We start from the raw sequence: 18724 nt of genomic DNA on the forward strand, positions 1-18724 counted from the left end.
CACGGTCCCGCGATTAGCCTCGCGCGCCGCCTTCGGCCGGAGACTGCGGCCCCGGGTCCGGGTTCTTCTGCCGCCACTTGCGCTCGAACGGCAGCCGCCACGTGTGCGGTGCGACGAGCTGGTGGATCTGGTTGGGTCCCCACGTGCCAGGTGCATAGGGCCGCACGACGGGCGGGTTGTCGAGGAGCGGCTGACTGATCTTCCACAGCCGCTCGATGCCCACCGCCGAGGTGAAGAGCGTGTGGTCGCCACGAACGGCGTCATAGATGAGCCGCTCATAGGCCTCGAGCACCGCGCCCGCCCAGGAGGTCTCCTGCATCGCGAACTGCATGGACAGCTTGTCGAGCTTCATCCCCGGACCCGGCCGCTTGCCATAGAAGGACAGCGACATCCGCGCCTTGTCGGCGAGGTCGAAGGTCAGGTGGTCAGGGCCGTGGTCGCCGACACCGGACCCGGGCGGGAACATCGACTGCGGCGGCTCGTTGAAGGCGATCGAGATGATGCGCGCCCCCTCGGCCATCCGCTTGCCGGTCCGCAGGAAGAACGGAACGCCGGCCCAGCGCCAGTTGTCGATGTAGCACTTGAGCGCGACGTAGGTCTCGGTGTCGGAGTCGTGGGCGACGCCCGGTTCGTCGAGGTAGCCGTCGTACTGCCCCCGAACGACGTCAGCCGGGTTGATCGGCTGCATGGACTCGAAGACCTTGTTCTTCTCGCGGCTGATCGCCTCGGGCTCGAGCGAGGTCGGGGGTTCCATCGCGGTGAACGCGAGGATCTGGAAGAGGTGGGTGACGACCATGTCGCGGTAGGCACCGGTGTTCTCGTAGAAGTCGCCGCGCGTCGACAGGCCCAAGGTCTCGGGCACGTCGATCTGCACGTGGGCGATGGAGTTGCGGTGCCAGATCGGCTCGAACAGCCCGTTGGCGAAGCGGAACGCGAGAATGTTCTGTGCCGGTTCCTTGCCGAGGAAGTGGTCGATCCGGAAGACCTGCTCCTCCTTGAACACCTCGTGCACCCGACGGTTGAGCTCGACTGCGGACGCGTAGTCGGTGCCGAACGGCTTCTCCATGACGATGCGGCTGCGGTCGACGAGGTCGGCCTCACCGATCGTCTGGATCGCGGAGAGGGCGGCCTTGGGCGGCACCGAGAGGTAGTGCAGGCGCAGCTCGGTGTCGCCGGGGAACAGGGCTTCGGCCGCACGCACGGCATCGCCGAGGGCCTGGGGTCCAGCCGACAGTGGCACGTAGTCGAGCCGCTGCGCGAACTCGTGCCACTCGGCCTCGTCGAGGACGCGGGTCGAGAACTCCTTGATCGCCTCGTGCGCCAGGTCCCGGAACTGGTCGGCCGACATCTCGTCGAGGGAGGTCCCGACGACGCGCAGGTCGTCGAGCAGCCCGGACTGGAAGAGGTGGAGCATCCCCGGGATGAGCTTGCGTTTGGCCAGGTCGCCCGTCGCACCGAAGAGGATGACAGTCGTCGGCGCAGTGGTCGGCTCACTCATGGGTCCACTGTGGCAGCAAGACGATCTCTGACGGCGGCATAGACCGACTCGTGGTGGACGAGCGCGACGTGGCTCACTCCAGGGAGGACGACGACGTCCTCGCGCGCGAAGCGCCTGCCCTGCGGGCCGCGCCGGCCCGACCCACCGGCGCTCGCGGGGGTGACCATGCCGTCACCGAAGAGCTGGGCGACCTTGCCGTCGATTTTCTTGCCGAGCAGTCCGACAACAGCAAAATGGCGTATGCCGGGGTGCAGTGGGACGTTGACCCGTCGCCCTCGGTGGTCGGTCGGATCCAGACCGTCCCACTCCTCGTCGAGGATGTTGCCGTGCCTCAGGTCCTGGATCCCGACGCTGCGGATACCGAGGATCCGAGCCAGGGGGCGCACGTGGCGCAGCGCGCCCGCCGCCCTCGCGGCCTGGTTGACGCCCCGCTCGAGCGACGCACCGAGGTGGGGCGCCCCGAGGGTCACGGTGTCACTCACTCGGCTCACCCAGTCCTGCGCTCCGGTGGCCTCGACATCGGCCTGCGCGAGGGCGCTGTGGACGACGAGCCCACCCATGGAGTGGCCCATGAGGACGAGCCGGGTGACCGGGGCCGGCCAGTGGGCGACGAGCGCAGTGAGGATGCGCTCGAGCTCGTGTCCGTTGCGCGAGATCCGCAGCCCCGTGTTGTAGCGGACGACGACCGGCGTGAGGCCGAGGTCCTCGAGCAGTCGCTCGCCGAAGCGGCCGGCGTCCCACGCGGTCTCGGTGAGCAGGAGGCCGTGGACGAGGACAACCACCTCACCACTCGCCCCGGGGAAGGCCTCTGCCAGACCATCATCGGAGAGGTCCACGACGCGACCCCGCACACGGACGCCCATGCCGTGCGACAGGACCGAACCGGCTGTGTCGAGCCGGTCACCGAAGAAGGCGTTGACGACCGCGCGAGCCCCGTTGGGCACCCAGTGGTGGACGATCTCGTCACTCACGCCGCCCACGCGGCGGATGCCGCGCATGACGGTCTCCTCGACCGCAGTCGGCCCGGAGGGCTCCGCGGACTCGGTAGGCCCGATCGACTCGGTCCGTTCGGGCCCGTCCCGGTGCTCGGTCATGAACCGAAGAGTTGCACACCCCAGTCGTCGCTGTCGCGCAGTCCGGGAGGGCAGGCGAAGAGCGCCGAGCCCGTGTGCTCGATGTATTCGTTGAGCACGTCCGACTTCGCCAGGGCCTGCTGCATCGGGACAAATTGCTTGTGGGCGTCGCGCATGAAAGCCACGAAGAACAAGCCTGCGTCGAGGTGCCCGCTGCCGTCGCTGCCATCGGTGAAGTTGTAGCCGCGGCGCAGGATGCGCACGCCCTTGAGCTGGCTCTCGTGAGCAAGGCGAACGTGCGCGGTGATCGGGATGCGCGGCTGGTTGTCCGCACCCTTGGCCGTGAAGTCGAGGGGGGCGAACTCATCGCGCTTGTCGACGGGCAGGTGGAGGGAGGCGCCCACCGCCTTGTCGCGACCGAAGATGTCCTCCTGCTCCTGCAGGGGCGTGCGGTCCCAGACCTCGACGTGCATCCGGATGCGACGTGAGACCAGGTAGGAACCACCACTCATCCAGGCGGCCGCGCCGGGAACCTCGGCCGGGTCGATCCACACGTGCTTGCTCAGCGCGTCGGTGTCCTCGGCCTTGATGTTGGCCGTGCCGTCCTTGAAGCCGAAGAGATTGCGGGGGGTGGCCTGACTCGTGGACGTCGACGAGGTGCGACCGAAGCCGAGCTGGCTCCAGCGGACCGAGATGACACCGAAGCCGATCCGGATGAGGTTGCGGATGGCGTGGACCGCGACCTGCGGGTCATCGGCGCAGGCCTGGATGCAGAGGTCGCCGCCACTGCGGGCCGGGTCGAGGTCGTCGCCCACGAAGCCGGGCAGTTCGTGCAGAGCCTCGGGCTTTCGACCCGCGAGGCCGAAGCGACCGTCGAAGAGCGACGGGCCATAACCGATGGTGATCGTGAGGTTGGACGAGGAGAGGTCGAGGGCCTCACCGGTGTCGGCCGGCGGACGGTAGGGCCCGCCGCCGACGACTCCACCGGGCGAGGCCTCGGCGCCGTAGGTCATCCGCTCAGCGGCCCGCGTCCACTCCTTGAGGAGCAGCTTGAGCTCCTGCGGGTCCTTGGTGACGACGTCGAGAGCGACGAAGTGCATCCGGTCCTGGGCAGGCGTGACGATGCCGGCCTGGTGCTCCCCCCGGAACGCCACGGGGTCCGGGCCCGCCGCGGCGTCAGCCGCGTCTGTTGCGGACGAGGACTGGTGTGCCGCAGCGGAACTGGTGCCGGCGGCATACGTCAGGCCCGCGGCAGCGCCAGCCATGGCGACGCCGGCACCCGAGGCGAGAATGTTGCGGCGGGTGGCATTGAAGTCTCCGGACTCGGATCCGGATTCGGTTGAGGTGCTCATGTGGCGGCGACGACCCCGGCAACCTTTGAGACGTCCTCGGCGACGGCGTCGAGGGCGTCGCTCAGGGCGCGGATCTCGACGGGGGTGAGCTCGGTGTAGAGCTCGTAGCCGTCACCCTTCTGGTGCTTGGCCACGAGGGCATCGAGGGCGGCCGCGCGCTTGTCATAGGACGCCACGAGGGCTTTGTCGCGCTCCTCGAGGACCGGGCGAAGCGCAGCGATCGCGCCCTTGGAGCCTTCCCAGTTGGCGGCGAAGTCCCAGAGATCGGTGTGGCTGTAGCGCTCTTCCTCACCGGTGATCTTGCCGGTGGCCATCTCGTCGAGCAGTGCCTTGGAGCCGTTGGCGAGCTGAAGTCCGTTGAACTTCACCTTCTTGGCCTGCGTGACGATCGTCGTGACGTCGGCGAGGAGCTGGTCGGCGATGGCGTTGCTGTCGGTCTGGAGGCCCTTGACCCAGAGGTCCTGCTCGAGGCGGTGGTAGCCGGTGAACTTCATGCCCTCCTCGACGACGTCCTCACGACCGTCGATCTTGGGGTCGAGGTCACCGAACGACTCGGCCACGGGCTCGATGCGCTCCCAGTAGGAACGAGCGACCGGGTAGAGCGCCTTGGCCTCGTCGACCTTGCCGGCCTTGACGAGTCCGACGAACTCGGTGGTGCGGGCGAGCAGGGCGTCGGACTGGCTGGCGACGAAGCGAGCGTAGGACGCCGTGGCGGCGTTGAGCTTCGCATCGTCGGTCTGCGGGGCGGCACTCGCACCGGTCACCGTGAAGGTCGAGCGGATGCCCTTGCCGACCATGCCGGGCTTGCAAGCGGTCTCGTACTTGCCAGGCTCAGCGATCTCGACGTGGAAGGTGCGGCTGAGTCCTGGCGAGATGTTCTCGACCTCGCCCATGATGCGGTCGCCCGCGGCGTAGACGTAGAACTCGTTGACCTTGGTGCCCTTGTTGGACACGGTGAACTCGATCTGCCCGGCCGGCGCCTCGGTGCGAGCGACCTCGCACGCGGAGTCGTTGGCGGTCACGGTGATCGGACCCTTGCCGTCGGCGGTCTTGGCGTCGGAGTTCCCGCCGCAGGCCGCGAGGGCGAAGGTGGCGGGGATCAGGGTGAGCGCGAGGGCGCGACGGGTCATGCGGATTCTCCTGGCTGCGAAGCGGTGACGGGGGTGGACGATGCGGGCGCCTGCGCCGGGGCGGGCGCCTTGGCCGGGCGAAGGAAGAGGATGAGGACGATGGCCACGTAGGCCGTCCAGGCGACGGCCTGGAGGACGGTGGTCGCGGGGGTGAAGTTGAAGATTCCCTTGAGCAGGGCGGCATACCAGCTGTCCGGACGGATCACGCTGGAGACGTCGAAGGCGAGGGTCTGCAGGCCCGGGAGGAACTGGGCTTCCTGGAGGTCGTGGATGCCGTAGGCGAGGATCCCGGCGGCGACGAGGATGAGCGCGATCCCGGTCCACTTGAAGAACGAACCGAGGTTGATCCTGACGGCGCCGCGGTAGATGAACCAGCCCAGGGCGATGGCGCCGGCGAGGCCGATGAGCCAGCCGAACAGCGGGGTGTTGTTGCCGGCACCCGCCGCCTCGGTGGTCGCGTAGAAGAAGATCGCGGTCTCGAGGCCCTCGCGGCCGACGCCGAGGAAGCCCACGAGGGCGACGGCGAGCGGGCCGAGGTCCAGGGCCTTGTCGAGGCGGCCCTTGAGCTCACCCGAGATGGTGCGTGCCGCCGTCTTCATCCAGAAGATCATCGCCGTGACGAACGCGACGGCGAGGATGCTCGCGCTGCCGCCGATCAGTTCCTGCGTCTCGAACGAGAGCTGGCGGGTGCCGAAGGTCAGGAGCGCGGCAAGTCCGGCGCTCAGGACGACGGCTGTGGCGACGCCCAGCCACACGTAGCGCAGAGCCCACCGTCGGTCGGTCTTGACGAGGAACGCGACCAGGATGACGACGACGAGTGCGGCTTCGAGCCCTTCCCGAAGACCAATGAGGGCGTTGCTGACGAGCATGGAACCTGCGATTCAGGGAGGCTAGGCTTACTTAGGTGAGGGTTACCTCAGCGAAGGTACGCCCACCTCCCCTACCTGCGTCAATCTGCCCGCGTCTCGACTGCGTCACACCGGGCTCGTCGGGCAGATCCGCCGGTCGTCTTCGTGCCCCCCACGGACCATCTTCGTCTTCGTGCCCCCCACGGACGATCTGCGTCTTCGTGCCCCGCACGGACCATCTGCGTCTTCGTGCCCCGCACGGACGTCCGTGCTCCATGTCCGTGCGGGGCACGAAGTGGATCGACCGTGGACCGGCATGTCCGTGCGGGGCACGAAGACGCCAGGGGCCTGCCGGGATGGGGGCTCTGTACGAGGCCGCCGTCAGCGGTCGAGCAGGCCGCGCAGGTCGTCGGCCGTGAGGGCGCTCGAGAGCAGGTTGCCGTCGTCGACGACCCGGGCGAAGAGGTCTCGCTTCTTGTCCTGGAGGGCGACGACCTTCTCCTCGATCGTGTCGGTGGACACGAGGCGGTAGACGTTGACCGACTTGGTCTGCCCGATGCGGTGGGCGCGGTCGATGGCCTGGTTCTCGGCGGCCGGGTTCCACCATGGGTCGAGCACGAAGACGTAGTCCGCCTCGGTGAGGGTCAACCCGAAACCACCCGCCTTGAGCGAGATGAGGAAGACCGGCGCCTCGCCCTCGCGGAACTCCTTGACCACGTCGGCGCGGTTGCGCGTGGACCCGTCGAGGTAGGCGTAGGCGATGCCCTCCTCTTCGAGCCGGGCCCGAACGATCGACAGGAAGCTGGTGAACTGGCTGAAGACGAGCGCCCGGTGACCCTCGGCCGCGAGCTCTGCGACCTGCTCGACCAGCGCCTCGACCTTGGCGCTCGGCGCGGCGCCGCCATAGGCCTCCGCATCGACGAGCGAGGGGTCGAGCGCCATCTGCCGCAGCACGGTGAGAGCGCGCAGGATCGCGATGCGGTTGCCGTCGAGGTCGTCGATGAGTCCCAGCAGGCGCTGGCGCTCGCGAGCGAGGTGGCGGTCATAGATGGCGCGGTGCTTGGGGTGGAGCGCGACGTGGAGGATCTGCTCCTGCTTGGGCGGCAGGTCGGAGGCGACGGCTTCCTTGGTGCGCCGCAACATGAGCGGCTTGATGCGCCTGCGCAGGGTGGCGAGCAGCTCGGGCGAGGAGCCGTTCTCGATCGGCTTGGCCCACTGCTCGCGGAAGGCCATGGGTCGCGGGTGGAGGCCGGGCGCGACGAGCGACAGCAGGGACCAGAGGTCCATGAGCGAGTTCTCGAGCGGAGTGCCCGTGAGCGCGAAGGTGACCCGGGCCGGCAACCGGCGCATCGCGGCATACGTCTTCGATTGGTGGTTCTTGACGAACTGGGCCTCGTCGAGGACCGCAGCAGACCACGGGACCGCCCGGAACTCCTCGGCGTCGATGCGACCCACCGCATAGGTCGTCACGACGAGGTCGGCCCCAGCGATCGCCTCGGCCATGGGAACGCGCGCCTTGCCGCGGGTGCGGTCGAGGACGGAGACGGTCAGGTCGGGCGCGAACTTCGCGACCTCGTCGACCCACGTGCCGAGCACCGAGGTCGGCGCGACGATGAGCATCGGCTCGGTCAGCTCGCCACGCTCCTTGGCTCGCAACGCCATCGCGACGACCTGCAGGGTCTTGCCGAGACCCATGTCGTCAGCAAGCACCCCGCCGAGGCCGAGGTCCCAGAGGAGCGAGAGCCAGCGGAAGCCCTCCTCCTGATAGGGACGCAGAGTCGCCTTGAGCGCGATCGGCAGCTCGGCCGGAGGCGGCGTGTGGGCGGCATCGACCCCGAGCAGGGCGTCGACCGACCGCTGCCAGCGATCGGACTGCTCGTCGACGACGCCAATCTCGACGAGGTCGTCCCAGAGCCCGGCATGCAGGACCGAGAGGCGCAGCGGGTCGGACTGCTTGTCCTGCAACGCCCGTGCCTCCTCGACGAGCGCACGCAACCGGTGCAGCTCGGGGTGGTCGAGGGTGAACCAGGCGCCGTCGGGTAGGAGCATCCGCTCCTCGTCACGGGCGAGCGCGGTGACGAGGTCGGCGAGCGGGACAGTGTGGCGACCGACGGTGACGGTGATCCTGAGGTCGAACCAGTCGTTGTCACCGGATTCGCTCGTGCCGAGCGCGATCCGTGGAGCTTCGGTGACTTCGGCGTATGCCGCCGGCTCACCGACGACGTCGACCTCCACCCTTTCGTGTGCCTCGATCTCGGGCAGGAGCTCGGCGAAGGCGACCGTGTCAAAACCGCTGAGGGACACCGCATCTCGCGGCACCCACCCCTGGCGGGTGAGGTCCCACAGGGCGGGGATCTCGCCCCGGGTCGGCACGGCGGCCAGCAGCTCGGCCTCGACTGCGCCGTCGCGGAACGCGTTGGGGTCGCGGTGGGTCGGCGGCTGACGGGTGAGCGGCACGGTGATGGGGGTTTTGCGCGGGCCGTAGCGGAAGGACCACGTGATCTGGGCCGTGTGCTTCTTGTCGAAGCGGACGGCCAGGTGGAGTCGGGGCGGCACAACCTCGGGCAGCGTGAGGCCGTCGTGAGTGCGCACCGTGGCTCGACGCTGCAGGACGGGGAGCTTGTCGACCGCGAAGCTCGACCAGTCCTCCTGCGGGATCGTGAACGGTCCACGCTCGACGACACGGGCCGCGGCCAGGTCGACGTCGGCCCCGAATCCACCCAGTCGCAGGTGGCGGCCTTCCTGGCGGAACCACCCGGTGGGCGGGTCCCCGACGATGACCACCTCGCCGGACCCCTCGGGCAGGTCAAGGCTCGGGACGGCCCGCACTGCCCCCTCGTCGGTGGGTGAGAGGTCAAGGACGAAGTGGCCCTCGGTCTCCTCGAGGCGCACCTCACCCGTGTTGGTCGCGTGGGTCAGGAGGACGACGCCGGCATCGCGGGCCTTGGTGAGCAGCTCGGCCCAGCGCCGACCCATCTGGCTCAGCGGGATCGACGCCGGCATGCGCCCGTAACCCGACATCCGGCTCCCCCGCCGGTGGGAGTCGGCGATGGCCGTGAGGGCATCGAGCGGAGCGCCCTCGAGCCGGAAGCTGTTGTAGGAGGAGTAGTAGCCGCCGGCCACGGCCTCCCACGAGATGCCGGTCTTGATCCAGCGCCCCGGGGCCGCCCCGGGGATCATCGGCCGTAGCTGGATGCTCGAGATCCCCGGATCGTTCTGCCAGGACGACGGTCGTCGCGGCCCCTCGACGTCGAGGAGCAGCCCGACGACACCAGCCTCCGGCTCCGGCTCCGGCACGTCGAGCAGGTCGTCAAGGGCGTCACGCCAGGAGGGAGAGCGCGTGGGGTCGGCGGTGCTCTCGTCGCTGCGCCACGGGCGTTGGGTGCGCAGCGCGATGAGCAGGCCCGCGGCGTGCTTGCAGGCCACTCCGATGGGGCAGGTGCAGTCACTGCCCACGAACGTCCCGTGCGCATCGGTCGACAGCGTCACCTCGGTCCGATAGATAGCTGCCCCACTGCCAATGACCCGCGCGGCCGCTCGAGTGCCGTGGTCGGCGACGACGATGCTCGTGACCCGCCCCGCGCGGGCATAGTCGCCAGCGCGCACCAGCGTCATGCTGTCGAAGGCTGCCGCCAGCTCACGGTCCGAGAGGTCGTCCAGCGTGTGTGCCTCGTGCTCCATCGCGCTACCCACCTCCTTCGTCCGCGCAGGACGACAACGGTATGCCGTCCCACGGACATTCCCGACCCGTCATCCACAGGTGCCCCTTGGGTTCGCGCTGATGGATGGGTTCGCGACCGATCGCCCGGACGTGCCGGGTATGCCGCCCGCTTGTGTCTGCGGATGTGGCTGCTCTAGCCGCCACATCCGCAGACACAACGGGTGAGCACAGTTATTCGTCGCCGGGGAGGCGCCCGTGGGGATAGGTGGTGCGCAGCTCCTCGTCGGTGGGCACGTGACGATCACGGGACTCCGGCGGCAGGAGGTCGGCGATCGCCGCCATGATGCGCTTGGTGTCGGCGGCGGGCGAGCGGTACTTGAGGTCGACCGGCCTGCCGACCCGGATCGTCACCTGGGGCGGGTGAGAGAGGTTGAGCAGGTTGGGCATCGAGGACGAGCGCGGCCAGACCTTCTCGGTGCCCCACATGCCGACGGGAATGACGGGAGCCCGGCTGACCGACGCCAGGCGAGCAGCGCCACTCCTGCCCTTGAGGATCGGGTCGAAGAAGGCCTCTCCGCGCGGGATCGTGCCCTCGGGCAGCAGCCCGACCATCTCGCCACCCTCCAGGGCCAGGGCGGCCATGTCATAGGACTCGGTGCCACCCTCGCCGCGGTCGACCCGGATGCCACCGGACGCCGCGAAGAACGACCCCAGCACGGGGATGTCGAACAGCTCCTTCTTGCCGAGGAAGCGCACGCTGCGTCCCGATTTGCGCACCACGTTGGCCATGGCGACGGCGTCGAAATAGCTGCGGTGGTTGCCCACGAGGATGACGGGACCGTGGCGCGGGATGTTCTCGAGGCCCCTGATGTCGAAGCGCGCGCACGGGAACCACGTCGAGCGGAGCCCCTCGAAGAGGAACCGCTGCAGCTCGATCCCGATGACGGGGACCTTGAAGACACCCGGCGACACGTCAAAGTGCACGATCGGCCAACGGCGAGCCACGGCATACACACTCAGTCTGGGATCGGGATTGACCGCAGCCGGCTGCCCGACCGCCTCGAGAAGGGGTAGGTCGAAGATCGAGTCCGAGTAGGCGTAGCTCTCGGCGAGGTTGATGTCGTGCCTCTCCGCGAAGTGCTTGACGGCTGCGAGCTTGCCGGTGGACCACACGAACGGGCCGCGGATCGAGCCGTCGAACGTGCCGTCGTCCTTGGTGTTGTAGCGCGTGGCGATGACGTCATCGAAGCCGAGGCGATCCGCCAACGGCTGGATGAGGTGCGTCGGCGTCGTCGTCGCCATGACGGTGAGGCGACCCTCGGCCTTGTGCTGCTCGATGAGGGCGAGGGCGAAGGGGTGGATGTGCCCGGCGATGACTCCGGCCGCCTTGGCTGCGGCCTCGTCGAAGCTCTTGGAGTCCCTGCCGCGCGCGACAAGCGTCGCCTGTCGAGCGAGGAAGATTGACGGAAGATTCTCGCCGAAGAGGTCGAACGCCTTGAAGAGCAACCCTTGACCAGGGAGCGACCTCGGCACGAGACCGAGTTCCACCATTGCCTGCGACAGGTGGGGGCCGGTGCCGCCCTGGAGCAGCGTGCGGTCGAGGTCGAAGAACGCTGCGCCTGGCATGGCCTCACCCTATTGCGACCGGGTTGCTCACGACCCGCCCTCATGGTGAGCCCCATGACGACGGCCTGTGCGTCGTACGTCAGTCACCAAAGTGAGCGCGGCCCTGCGTTGCGGAGGTGCCGAGATCACTCTTGGGGAGCTCGCGCCCATCGCGGACCGCCTCGATCCACGCATCGGTCGTGGCCACGGCGGCGAAGTTGGAATGCAGCAGGACCATCAGGGTCTGGTGGAGCTGGTCAGCCGCAACACTCCCCACGTCGTTGCTGAGGTGGATGGCTCCGCTGGCATCGGACAGGACCTCCGCCGCGAGGCCCAGGCCCTCGGCTTCCACGGCTGTCGCAAGGTCACAGTTGTTCGTCATGTAGCCGACGATGGTGATCGTGTCGACTTGGTGATCCGCCAGCCACGCCGCGACGTCCGTTCCGGCGAAGACACTGCTCCAGATCTTCGTGGCGCGCTTCCACGTCGGCTGCAGGCGTCGCTCGATCTCAGGGTGGAGCTGCCAGCTCGGCGACCCGACGGCGAAGACAGGAGCACCTTCTGGCAGCTCGTGCTGCACGACGACGACGGGGATGTCGTGCTCTGCAGCGGCCTCCATGGCGCGAACCGCGTTCGAGAGCGTGTCGTCGCGCGGCGGGTACTGCAGCTGAAGGATTCCGTCGAAGTACTCCTGCTGGATGTCCACCACGATCAGGGCTCTGCGAGGTGCGGTCATGTTCTTCTCCTTGGTGCTGCGATGGGAACTGGTCCTCCCATCCTCTGGCGCCGGTGCGACAATCGTGAGAGGCACAAATGCTGACTTCCGATGAGATTGGGACAAGAAGTGAAGATCGCCATCCACGCCTTCGAGGGCATCAGCCTGTTTCACCTCGCCACCCCGTCGCTCGTCTTCGGAGAGGTCATGCGCCTTGGCCTGGACGAGACCTGGCAGACCCGACTGTGGAGCGAGGATCGACGGGTCACCACGATGGATGGCGTTGTCCTTGACGACCTCGCTGGACCAGCCGACGTGCTGGACGCCGACCTGCTCGTCTTCCCCTCCTGGCACGACGACCTGCGCCCCGCCGACGACGAACTGCGCGAGTCGGTGCAGCTCGCCCACCACAGGGGCGTGAGCCTCGCGGGGCTCTGCCTCGGGGCGTTCCCGGTCGTGGACAGTGGGCTGCTCGATGGCCGCGAGGCAGTCACCCACTGGGCTGTGGCGGCAGAGCTCGCAGCGCGACGCCCATCGGTTTCCGTCAACGCGGATGCCATCTACGTCGACCACGGCGACATCCTGACGTCGGCCGGAACCGCCTCATCGATCGACGCCTGCCTGCACATCGTCCGTACGAGGCTCGGGGCGGATGCCGCGTCGATGGTCGCGCGTCAGCTGGTTGTCGCACCCCATCGTGACGGCGGCCAGGCGCAGTACGTCAGCCGGCCCGTGCCCGACACGGGCGGAGTGGGGCAACTTGGGGCGACCATCGACTGGGCCCTCGCACATCTGGACCAGTCCCTGAGCATCGAGGCCCTCTCCGCCCATGCCGGGATGAGTCGACGCAACTTCACGAGACGGTTCATCGAGGCCACGGGATCCAGTCCGGGTCGTTGGATCGTGAGCCGCCGCCTCGACGAGTCACGACGACTCCTGGAACGAACGGACATGTCGGTGGAGCACGTCGCCCGAGCCTGCGGGTTCGGAAGCGCGGTGACCTTCCGCCAACGGTTCAGCGGCGCGTATCGAACCACTCCATCGTCATATCGACACCGGTTCAGCACGTCGGAGAGCGGGTAGTCGACGCGGGGAAGCCCGAACACCGAACTCAACGGCTCGCACCTATGGTGGGCGTCATGACGACGGCATTCGTTCTCGGGGGAGGTGGCGTCCTCGGCACGACCCAGGTGGGAATGCTGCGCGCTCTGGCCGAGCAGGGGGTGCGGCCCGACCTCGTCGTCGGCACGAGTATCGGCGCGCTCAACGGTGCCTTCGTCGCGGCCGACCCGTCGGTCGAGGGGATCCGCGCCTTGGGCCGGGCGTGGGAGGCGGTGAGCGCGAGCGGGATTTTCCTCGACAACCCCATGAAGTCGGCCGCTCGCATCGCGCGCTTCCGCACGCACGTGCTGTCGAGCGCGCCGCTGAGGTCGATCGTCGATGAGCACCTCCCGGTGGCCACGTTCGAGGAACTCGAGGTCGAGTTCCAGTGCGTGGCCGCCTGCATCGAAACCGCTGACGCGCAATGGTTTTCGTCGGGCGAACTGGTCGATCCCGTCGTGGCGTCGTGCACCGTGCCGGGGCTCTTCCCGGCGGTGAAGATCGACGGTCTGCACTACCTCGACGGTGGGTTGGTCCACTCGATCCCCGTCGGTCGCGCCCTCCAACTCGGCGCCACGCGCGTGTTCGTCCTCCAGGTGGGCCGAGTCGAGACGCCCCTCATTCCACCGCGTCGCCCGTGGGAGGTCGGCGTCGTCGCGTTCGAGATCGCCCGGCGCCACCGCTTCGTCCACGAGATGGCGTCCATCCCCGACGACGTCGAGGTCCACGTCCTTCCCAGCGGGGCACCCGAGACGCCGTCGGTCTCATTGCGCTACGGACGGGTCTCGCGGCTCCGAGAACGAGCCGAACAGGCGTATGCCGCGAGCACGGCATACCTGTCCCCTCCCTGACGCTTGCGTCTGCGCATGTGGTCGCTAGAACCACCGAATCCGCAGACGCAACGAGAAGGTGAGGGGACGGCATAGGGTCGCTCCCATGGGTCTTGCGGGAATCCCGAAGCCACCGCTGTTCGCCCGACGCGCGCTTGCCGTCGTGTGGCCGGTCGGGGCTGCTGCGCTCACGGGGCTCGCGACACCCGTCATCGTGGTGGGGGCGTTCCACTCGTTGGTCGACAAGAGGGCGCGGTTGTTCCGGGTGAGCGTGCTCGGCGTCGGGCTGGTGTGGGTCGATGTCCGGATGCTCATGGAGTGCTGGCGCCTGTCGCTCAAGGACCCCAAGGGCGTGGGGCCGACATGGGAGGACGACCACGAGGCGGTGTTCCTCGCCGGCCTCAACAGGGCGATGATCCTCGCGAAGCTGTGGGTCGGCTTCGAGGTCAGGCTCGATGACCGGATGCACTTCGGGCGCGAGTCGGCTCCGCTCGTGGCGTTCGCGCGGCACGCCGGACCCGGTGACTCGTTGGCGTTGGCGTGGTTGCTCGGACACACGGCCGGTCGCATGCCCAAAATAGTTCTCGCAGAGGCACTTCGGTGGGATCCGACGGTTGACACGCTGCTGACGCGGATGCGGTCCTACTTCGTTCCGTCGCGCACGGGTGCCGGCGACGACCGTGTCGCGGGAGTGCGTGAGTTGGCGAGCGGCCTCAAGCACGACGACGTCCTCCTGCTGTTCCCCGAGGGGCAGAACTTCTCGAAGGATCGGCGGCGTCGGATCATCGACCGGATGCGCGAAGCAGGGCAGGAGTTGCGCGCCCGTCGAGCCCTGTCGCTCTGGAACACGTTGCCACCGAAGACCCGTGGCGTCATCGCGGTCCTTGATGAGCGGCCCGACGCCGACGTGATGATCGTGGCGCACGCAGGGTTCGGGCAGCTCTCGACACCGAAGGAGATCTGGAACGCGATCCCGTTCACGGATCGGCCCTTCCTCGTGCGCACCCACACCTACTCGGGCGACGAGATCCCCGATGACCCGGCGGGCATCGAGCAGTGGATCGAGGACCACTGGACGAAGGTCGACGAGTGGGTCACTGCTCACGAGGGCCGTCAGGTCTGAGTCGGCCTCGCCGTGGTGCGCCCCCATCGTCACCACCGGCGCAGAAGCTGCCCCGGGGCGCTCCCATGGCTGTGCCCTTCGCCAGGATGAGCGCCGCCCGCGCCACCGGCGCAGAAGTTCGGCTGCTGCAATCAGACCGTGGCCGATGCCTCGGCCGACGCACCCCGCGACGGGAACGTCGCCAGGCCGGCACCGCTCAGGCCCGCAGCCACCGCCAACGCCGAGACGGGAAGCCAGTGGAACCCGTCCCGCTGCAGCCTCAGGACCATCAACACCACCCACAGGATCGGAAACAGCAGGTCGATGCCAGCCTTGAGGCGCGGGTGCAGGTCCATGAAGGTCGGTGGGTCGACCCGGGGCGGATACGAGTGGACCGCATGCTCCAGCGGCGGCATCGGGTCCATGACGGCACGTTATCCCGAGTGCGAGAGGGCAAAGGCGCCTTCGCCGCGAGGGGTGCACACGGCATACCGGCGTGTCGCGTGCCTTTGGGGGGAATTGGTGAGAAAAGTACGTGAGTCAGGGGCGGCGGAGGGAGTGGAGCCACTCGCGGGCGGTGCTGAAGTCGGCGTCCCCCGTCAGCGGCGCGACCTGGACCTGGGCGCCGTCCTCCCGCGGATAGGAGCCCAGGAAGCGCACCTCGGCACAGACCCGCTTGAGCCCCATCAGCGCCTCGCCGACCCGCTCGTCCAACACGTGCCCCTCGAAGTCGATCGAGAAGCAGTAGGACCCGAGCGTCGACTTCGTCGGGCGCGACTCGAGCCGCGTCATGTTGATGCCGCGCACCGCGAACTGCTCCAGCAGCTCGAGCAACCCACCGGCGCGGTCGTCGCGCTGGAAGAGCATGACCGTCGTCTTGTCGGCGCCGGTGCGCTCGGGCAGGACACCCGGTCGCGCCACCAGGACGAAGCGGGTCACGGCACCGGCGCGATCGCCGATGTTCTCGGCCAGCACCTCGAGGCCGTGGTTCGCAGCGGCGATCGGCGCACACACAGCCGCCTCGTAGCCCTGCTCCACCTCGCCGGAAAGTCCCGCCGCTGCGGCGGCCGTCGACAACGTCGGGACGTAGGTCGCTGACGGCAGGTTCGCGTCCATGTAGCCGCGGACCTGGGCCCAGGCATGCGAATGCGTGCCCACGGCGGTGATGTCCGCGAGCGGCATACGCGTCCGCGCAGCCAGGACAAAGGTGATCGGGACGTTGACCTCGCCGATGACGACCAGCGGATCACCCGACGCCAGCGCATCCAGCGTCGCCGACACACCACCCTCGACGGAGTTCTCGATCGGCACCATAGCGGCGTCAATCTCGCTGCGCCGCAACGCATCCAGCGCAGAGTCCACAGAACCGAACGGCACCTGCTCGCCACCGTGCGACGCCGCCCACGACAGCAGCGCCATCTGGGTGAACGTGCCCTCGGGTCCGAGGTAGCCGTAGCGGGTCGTGGCGCTCATCGCTGCCTTCCTGTCCGCGCTGCACTGAGCGCCTGCTGTTCCTCGGGGGTGAGGGTCGCGTCGGAGCCCCCCTCGGTGATGCCCTTGGCATAGGTCCGGGATTCGCCGCGAGCGTGGATCGAGGACAGCACCACGCCGTCACCCCGGTCGTCGACGATGGCGGCGCTGAAGCTCAGCCGGCCACCCATGTCACCGAACGCGTCGTAGCGCACGACCGCCACGTGCCGAAGCGCTTGGCCGATGTCAGCACGCAGGGCTTCGAGGTCGCCGGCCCCCACCGGTCGCTGGCGTTCGAGATGGTCCACCCGGGCGCGCAGCCGGGCGATCGCGACGAACAGCGCGACGATCACGGCCAACGGCAACAGCACGAAGACCAGGAGGACGAGCACCTCGGCTCCGCTGATCCCGAACATGACCGCCAGCGTATGCCGTGTGCTCACGCCCCGCGGGCGCGTCCCGTTCCGTGGGTGTGGGTCAGTTCCGTGGGAGTTCGGCTCGTAGGCTCGTCGCCATCATGGGCATCGACTTCACCACCATCGCCATCGTGTTCGCGACGATCTTCGTCGTCGAACTTCCGGACAAGACCTTCATCGCGACCCTGGTGATGTCGACGCGGTTCCGGCCGCTGCTCGTGTGGATCGGCGTCGTCGCGGCCTTCTTCGTCCAGACCCTCGTAGCCGTGGCGATCGGCGGCGTGCTGTCGCAGCTGCCGAAGCGGCCGATCGAGATCTTCGCAGCGCTGATGTTCCTCGTCGGCGGCATCCTGCTGATCCGCGGCGCGGGCAAGGCCGACGCGGAGGAGGCCGAGACCGAGGAGGAGTTCGGGGAGAAGGCCTCGGCGAAGCAACGCGCTGGCTGGAAGGTCGTGACGTTCTGCTTCACGGTGCTCTTCCTCGCCGAGTGGGGCGACCTGTCGCAGATCCTCACGGCGTCGATGGTGGTGCGCTTCCACGACCCGGTGTCGGTGTTCATCGGGGCGTTCCTCGCGCTCGCCGCCGTCTCAGGGCTGGCGGCCGTGCTCGGCCGCACGCTCCTGCAGCGCATCAGGCTCTCGACGATTCGACGCGTCGGCGGAACCGTGTGCCTCGTCCTTGCCGCCGTCAGCGTCCTCCAGATCACCGGCGCCTTCTGACATGATGGTGAGTCGACCAGTTCTTGGCGAGCCGGCCACCTGGACCTGGTCGACTCGCTCAGAAGTGGTCGACTCGAGGGCCGTGCCAGCACTGGGGTCGCGGTTGACCCACCACAGCAACCCGAGCGCGACGAGACCACCCGCAACGTCGGCGTTCTGGAGGATCCGGCCCGGGAGCTCGGGCCATTCGGGGTGGTCGAGGTAGGTGATGCCCCACCACGGCATCCGCATGAGGAACCACACCCCGATGACGACACCCGCCACAAGGCGCCGCGAGCGCCACCAGGCTCCCGCCCGAGACCGCGTCAACGGCGAAGCCCCCAGCAGCGCGAAGATCACGACGACGATCCAGTGGTAGTGGTGGATCCAGGCCACCGGCGACAACAGGCACGCGAGCAGCCCCACGACCGCGACCTCACCGATCGAGTCGCCACGCAGCCACATCTGCCGCGCCAACCGGAACCCGAAGACACCCACCACGACGACGAGCACCAGCCAGATCGCGGTCCCCACGCCACCCTCCGGCCCGACGCGCAGCAGGAACCCGCGCATCGACTGGTTCGACGTCCCGAAGTTCGGCCCCAACCGCGCCGGGTCCTGCAGCGCCCCGCCCCAGAACGCGAACGACGCCTCCGGCAGCAGCACCCACGACCCGAGCGTCACCCCGACAGCGGTCCCCACGGCCGTCGCGGCCTCACGCCACCGCCGGTTCACGAGGTAGTGGATGACGAACACACCGGGCGTGAGCTTGATCGACATGGCCAGGCCCACGAGCACCCCCGGCGGCACGTGCTTGAGCAAACCCGGCCGCGGCCGCCGCAGGTCCATGAGGCACGCGAGCACCATGAACGCATTCACCTGGCCGAAGCGAATCCCGTCCGACACCGGGTGCAGCCACAGCATCGGCGCGACCAGCGCAGCCAACGCGAGGGGCACCCAACCGCCGGCGCGATGGATGAGCCGCCACCCGGCATACCAGACGATGGCCGTCGTCGCCGCGACCTGGGCGGCCGTCCAGAGCCAGCCGGTCACGCCGAAAGGCACCCAGGCCAACGGGATCGCCAGCAGGGCCGCGAACGGCGGATACGTGAACGGCAGCAGTTGCGGGGCTTCGGTCATCGCCGCATAGACCGGGCGGCCGGTCATGATCGAGACACCGGCCTCGCGATAGACCTCGACATCGACCTGCCACTGGTCCATCGGC

At 68.5% G+C, this 18724-nt stretch carries 15 protein-coding genes and 1 pseudogene; 4 read left to right on the top strand and 12 right to left on the bottom strand.

Annotation, left to right across the window (positions count from 1 at the left end; translation table 11 throughout):
• Positions 1–13 precede the first annotated feature (13 nt).
• The 8 genes from zwf to ACFQRE_RS00790 all read right to left on the bottom strand — a co-directional run bounded on the left by zwf (position 14) and on the right by ACFQRE_RS00790 (position 11903).
• Positions 14–1498, bottom strand: a complete 1485-nt coding sequence (gene zwf / locus ACFQRE_RS00755) for a glucose-6-phosphate dehydrogenase (protein ID WP_380117771.1) — start codon at positions 1496–1498, stop codon at positions 14–16.
• Positions 1495–2592 carry an esterase/lipase family protein gene (locus ACFQRE_RS00760; RefSeq protein ID WP_380117773.1) on the bottom strand — a complete coding sequence of 366 codons (1098 nt, stop codon included), beginning with the start codon at positions 2590–2592 and terminating at the stop codon, positions 1495–1497. The genes zwf and ACFQRE_RS00760 overlap by 4 nt, the downstream gene beginning before the upstream one ends.
• Positions 2589–3923, bottom strand: a complete 1335-nt coding sequence (gene efeB / locus ACFQRE_RS00765) for an iron uptake transporter deferrochelatase/peroxidase subunit (RefSeq protein WP_380117775.1) — start codon at positions 3921–3923, stop codon at positions 2589–2591. Before efeB ends, ACFQRE_RS00760 begins: the two co-directional genes overlap by 4 nt.
• On the bottom strand, positions 3920–5053 hold the full coding sequence (efeO, locus tag ACFQRE_RS00770) for an iron uptake system protein EfeO (protein WP_380117777.1): 1134 nt from the start codon (positions 5051–5053) through the stop codon (positions 3920–3922). Before efeO ends, efeB begins: the two co-directional genes overlap by 4 nt.
• Complete coding sequence (efeU, locus tag ACFQRE_RS00775) at positions 5050–5922, bottom strand: iron uptake transporter permease EfeU (protein ID WP_380117779.1); 873 nt, start codon at positions 5920–5922, stop codon at positions 5050–5052. The genes efeO and efeU overlap by 4 nt, the downstream gene beginning before the upstream one ends.
• A 360-nt stretch (positions 5923–6282) precedes the next feature.
• Positions 6283–9582 carry a DEAD/DEAH box helicase gene (locus ACFQRE_RS00780; RefSeq protein WP_380117781.1) on the bottom strand — a complete coding sequence of 1100 codons (3300 nt, stop codon included), beginning with the start codon at positions 9580–9582 and terminating at the stop codon, positions 6283–6285.
• A gap of 211 nt (positions 9583–9793) precedes the next feature.
• On the bottom strand, positions 9794–11188 hold the full coding sequence (locus ACFQRE_RS00785; protein WP_380117783.1) for an HAD-IB family hydrolase: 1395 nt from the start codon (positions 11186–11188) through the stop codon (positions 9794–9796).
• A gap of 79 nt (positions 11189–11267) precedes the next feature.
• Positions 11268–11903, bottom strand: coding sequence for an isochorismatase family protein (locus ACFQRE_RS00790; RefSeq protein ID WP_380117785.1), 636 nt, complete (start codon positions 11901–11903; stop codon positions 11268–11270).
• Between the two features lie 108 nt (positions 11904–12011).
• Here ACFQRE_RS00790 and ACFQRE_RS00795 point away from each other — a divergent pair, with 108 nt between their 5' ends.
• From ACFQRE_RS00795 to ACFQRE_RS00805, 3 genes are all read left to right on the top strand, one after another.
• The gene (locus ACFQRE_RS00795) at positions 12012–12965 is read left to right on the top strand and encodes a GlxA family transcriptional regulator (protein ID WP_380117787.1); all 954 of its coding nucleotides are present in this window, start codon (positions 12012–12014) and stop codon (positions 12963–12965) included.
• Between the two features lie 56 nt (positions 12966–13021).
• Positions 13022–13834 carry a patatin-like phospholipase family protein gene (locus tag ACFQRE_RS00800; RefSeq protein ID WP_380117789.1) on the top strand — a complete coding sequence of 271 codons (813 nt, stop codon included), beginning with the start codon at positions 13022–13024 and terminating at the stop codon, positions 13832–13834.
• Positions 13835–13919: 85 nt separating this feature from the next.
• The gene (locus ACFQRE_RS00805) at positions 13920–14936 is read left to right on the top strand and encodes a 1-acyl-sn-glycerol-3-phosphate acyltransferase (RefSeq protein WP_380117791.1); all 1017 of its coding nucleotides are present in this window, start codon (positions 13920–13922) and stop codon (positions 14934–14936) included.
• 131 nt (positions 14937–15067) lie between these two features.
• Here the strand turns inward: ACFQRE_RS00805 and ACFQRE_RS00810 are convergent, their stop codons facing one another.
• From ACFQRE_RS00810 to ACFQRE_RS00820, 3 genes are all read right to left on the bottom strand, one after another.
• Complete coding sequence (locus ACFQRE_RS00810; protein WP_380117793.1) at positions 15068–15340, bottom strand: hypothetical protein; 273 nt, start codon at positions 15338–15340, stop codon at positions 15068–15070.
• 115 nt (positions 15341–15455) lie between these two features.
• On the bottom strand, positions 15456–16388 hold the full coding sequence (gene pheA / locus ACFQRE_RS00815) for a prephenate dehydratase (protein WP_380117795.1): 933 nt from the start codon (positions 16386–16388) through the stop codon (positions 15456–15458).
• Positions 16385–16801, bottom strand: a complete 417-nt coding sequence (locus ACFQRE_RS00820; protein ID WP_380117797.1) for a DUF4446 family protein — start codon at positions 16799–16801, stop codon at positions 16385–16387. Before ACFQRE_RS00820 ends, pheA begins: the two co-directional genes overlap by 4 nt.
• Before the next feature lie 101 nt (positions 16802–16902).
• Between ACFQRE_RS00820 and ACFQRE_RS00825 the strand changes: the two genes are divergently transcribed.
• On the top strand, positions 16903–17520 hold the full coding sequence (locus ACFQRE_RS00825; protein WP_380117799.1) for a TMEM165/GDT1 family protein: 618 nt from the start codon (positions 16903–16905) through the stop codon (positions 17518–17520).
• A gap of 387 nt (positions 17521–17907) precedes the next feature.
• Here the strand turns inward: ACFQRE_RS00825 and ACFQRE_RS00830 are convergent.
• Positions 17908–18720 (bottom strand): annotated as a pseudogene (locus ACFQRE_RS00830) (glycosyltransferase 87 family protein); the annotation flags it as partial.
• Between the last annotated feature and the right edge of the window lie 4 nt (positions 18721–18724).

This window comes from Knoellia pratensis (assembly GCF_042666395.1).
GTDB lineage: Bacteria > Actinomycetota > Actinomycetes > Actinomycetales > Dermatophilaceae > Knoellia > Knoellia pratensis.

Excerpts from the sequence above, each read along its gene's own strand:
- zwf (WP_380117771.1), bottom strand. The coding sequence starts at position 1,498 with ATGAGTGAGCCGACCACTGCGCCGACGACTGTCATCCTCTTCGGTGCG.
- ACFQRE_RS00760 (WP_380117773.1), bottom strand. The coding sequence starts at position 2,592 with ATGACCGAGCACCGGGACGGGCCCGAACGGACCGAGTCGATCGGGCCT.
- efeB (WP_380117775.1), bottom strand. The coding sequence starts at position 3,923 with ATGAGCACCTCAACCGAATCCGGATCCGAGTCCGGAGACTTCAATGCC.
- efeO (WP_380117777.1), bottom strand. The coding sequence starts at position 5,053 with ATGACCCGTCGCGCCCTCGCGCTCACCCTGATCCCCGCCACCTTCGCC.
- efeU (WP_380117779.1), bottom strand. The coding sequence starts at position 5,922 with ATGCTCGTCAGCAACGCCCTCATTGGTCTTCGGGAAGGGCTCGAAGCC.
- ACFQRE_RS00780 (WP_380117781.1), bottom strand. The coding sequence starts at position 9,582 with ATGGAGCACGAGGCACACACGCTGGACGACCTCTCGGACCGTGAGCTG.
- ACFQRE_RS00785 (WP_380117783.1), bottom strand. The coding sequence starts at position 11,188 with ATGCCAGGCGCAGCGTTCTTCGACCTCGACCGCACGCTGCTCCAGGGC.
- ACFQRE_RS00790 (WP_380117785.1), bottom strand. The coding sequence starts at position 11,903 with ATGACCGCACCTCGCAGAGCCCTGATCGTGGTGGACATCCAGCAGGAG.
- ACFQRE_RS00800 (WP_380117789.1), top strand. The coding sequence starts at position 13,022 with ATGACGACGGCATTCGTTCTCGGGGGAGGTGGCGTCCTCGGCACGACC.
- ACFQRE_RS00805 (WP_380117791.1), top strand. The coding sequence starts at position 13,920 with ATGGGTCTTGCGGGAATCCCGAAGCCACCGCTGTTCGCCCGACGCGCG.
- ACFQRE_RS00810 (WP_380117793.1), bottom strand. The coding sequence starts at position 15,340 with ATGGACCCGATGCCGCCGCTGGAGCATGCGGTCCACTCGTATCCGCCC.
- pheA (WP_380117795.1), bottom strand. The coding sequence starts at position 16,388 with ATGAGCGCCACGACCCGCTACGGCTACCTCGGACCCGAGGGCACGTTC.
- ACFQRE_RS00820 (WP_380117797.1), bottom strand. The coding sequence starts at position 16,801 with ATGTTCGGGATCAGCGGAGCCGAGGTGCTCGTCCTCCTGGTCTTCGTG.
- ACFQRE_RS00825 (WP_380117799.1), top strand. The coding sequence starts at position 16,903 with ATGGGCATCGACTTCACCACCATCGCCATCGTGTTCGCGACGATCTTC.